This window comes from Occallatibacter sp. (genome assembly GCF_049802275.1).
GTDB lineage: Bacteria > Acidobacteriota > Terriglobia > Terriglobales > Acidobacteriaceae > Telmatobacter.
Map to the genome: position 1 here is coordinate 1 of NZ_JBARMD010000302.1, position 1,919 is coordinate 1,919.

The following is a 1,919-nucleotide window of genomic DNA, read 5'->3' on the forward strand; positions in this document are numbered from 1 at the left end:
AGTTCGACGAAATCTACCAGCCTAAGGCGTGGTCCCGCGACAAAGTCAATGTGTTGCTCAGTCTCGATCCCAGCCGACTCGATTACAGCAATAACCCGCGCGTCCATCGCACCGATCACGACTTCGCGGTTGCATGGAGCAAAATGTACGGCAAGGGCCGCGTCTTCTATTCAACGCTGGGACATACCGAAGAGGCCTGGCAGGATCCCGATATTCGCAAGATGTACTTCGAAGCGATCCGCTGGGCACTGGGAATGACCGACGGCAGCACCGAATCGCATCCAAGGCCTGCAGCCAGCGCCACGCCCTAGCAGTTATGCGATGGATTTAGTGGTTTGCGATCAGCATCATCGGGTCCGGCGTAACGCGGCAGACGCTGGACCCGCCAATCCTCCAGATCCGGCCGTCACCGTACGAAACCTCAAGCAACTCGATCGAACTCACTGAGGTGAATCCCGGCACATAGAGATCGCTTGAAACCCCACCGCCTCGGTTCGAGGTGAACGTGATCCTCATCGTCTTTGCCGCATCACCCTGTGCATTTGCTCCTTTGGTGGTCTCCAGCATGTGATTCTTGCCGGTTAGCCCGTACACTTTCACGGTCGCCGCGATGATCGGTTCAGGATGAGAATCGCCCAGCGTGAGAAGAATCCGTTGGCCGAACGGCTGAATGGCTTGTTCCTGCTGCCCTTGCCGCACTTTGATCGTATGGTCCCAGACGCCCTGGCTCGCGGCCATGTCCACCGGGCAATCGTTGCCCACGGTACTTCCGTGGAGAACCAGAACGGGCGCCTCGGTTTTAGCCGGGTTCTGTGCGGCTAACGTCAATGAACTGAAGAGGAGAAGGAAAGACACGTAAGAATGTTTCACGGCAAACTCCCTGCGTACACCAACAAAATACCCCCGTCGACCTCTGCGTGCAATCCCGGGCAGCAAAACCTGCCAGGCGCCATCGCCGGGCACAACCCGGTCATTGTGTTAACGTTTGAGTACGGCGTCCCTGAGCTGGTTGAAACGGCACGAATTCGGGGGCAGCGTTACGAGCCCTGGAGAATGTCAAACCAGCCGGAATTCATGTCATCGGCCATGCCCCCAAGCCCAACTCCTGCTCAAGGAACCGTTATGAGTTCTGCGCCGGAATCGAATGGCGGGCAGGAACCAGCGGTCAACCACCCCCCACAGCGCATTCCCCACTGGCTGGTGCGCACGGAGCTCTATCTGCGCGTCCTCTTGCGGATGTATATCGGGCTGGCCATCTGTTATGCTCCGTGGTCGCAACTCTTCTGGGATCAGAACCCGCTCTTTGTGCAGTACCCGACGCTTTCAATTTATGCGGCAAACGGCGCGGTGCGCGGCGTCATCTCAGGACTGGGATTGCTGAATATCTGGATTGCGGTGCAAGACGCCATCCGGCATCGAAATGAGTAAGGCATGAGCGCGGATCAACAGGGAACGAACGACAGAAAACAGGGGACAGGGAACGGGGAGCAGGCGTCTGCCGGAAGTGGTTTAACCGTCATTGCTTCGAGCAGCCAGGGCGAGTCATCGGTCCCCGCCGCGACACTGCCACCAAATGGCGCGCCGCCGGCGCTTGCTGCCGCACCGCTGGCTTATGAGAATCCGGCCTTTCTCAACGGCCCTGACGGCCGATTGATGCGCATCGTCGCCGAATACATGGAGCCGCTGGCCCGTCTCCGCCACGAACGTATCCAGGACACGGTTGTGTTCTTTGGCTCGGCCCGATTTCGCGGGCGCGAAGAAGCTGACCACGCCCTCGAACTCCTCGACAATACCGGTTCGCGCCACGCGGCGCCCAGCGAGGAGCAACCGGCAACCGTGCCCGATATCGCTGCCGGCAAAGCCACCGACCTGCAACGCAAGCGCGCCGTGGCCGCTGTCGCCATGGCACGCTACTACGA

3 protein-coding genes and 1 pseudogene are annotated in these 1,919 nt (G+C 59.5%); 3 read left to right on the forward strand and 1 reads right to left on the reverse strand.

All coding sequences use genetic code 11. The annotated features are described in order from the left end of the window. The coding region (locus tag WA354_RS10625) for a ThuA domain-containing protein (RefSeq protein WP_472812984.1) at nucleotides 1–311 on the forward strand (311 nt) is incomplete at its 5' end. A 16-nt stretch (nucleotides 312–327) separates the two neighbouring features. Here the strand turns inward: WA354_RS10625 and WA354_RS10630 are convergent. Then, complete coding sequence (locus tag WA354_RS10630; protein ID WP_472812985.1) at nucleotides 328–870, reverse strand: hypothetical protein; 543 nt, start codon at nucleotides 868–870, stop codon at nucleotides 328–330. Between WA354_RS10630 and WA354_RS10635 the strand changes: the two genes are divergently transcribed. Together WA354_RS10635 and WA354_RS10640 are read left to right on the forward strand one after the other, a co-directional pair. Then, a complete protein-coding gene (locus tag WA354_RS10635) occupies nucleotides 862–1,428 on the forward strand; it encodes a hypothetical protein (RefSeq protein WP_472812986.1) in 567 nt (188 codons plus the stop codon). The two genes, WA354_RS10630 and WA354_RS10635, sit on opposite strands and share 9 nt — an antisense overlap. Before the next feature lie 3 nt (nucleotides 1,429–1,431). After that, nucleotides 1,432–1,919, forward strand: a pseudogene (locus tag WA354_RS10640) (hypothetical protein); the annotation flags it as partial.

Coding starts and splice junctions, on each gene's coding strand:
- WA354_RS10635 (WP_472812986.1), top strand. CDS start 862: ATGTTTCACGGCAAACTCCCTGCGTACACCAACAAAATACCCCCGTCG.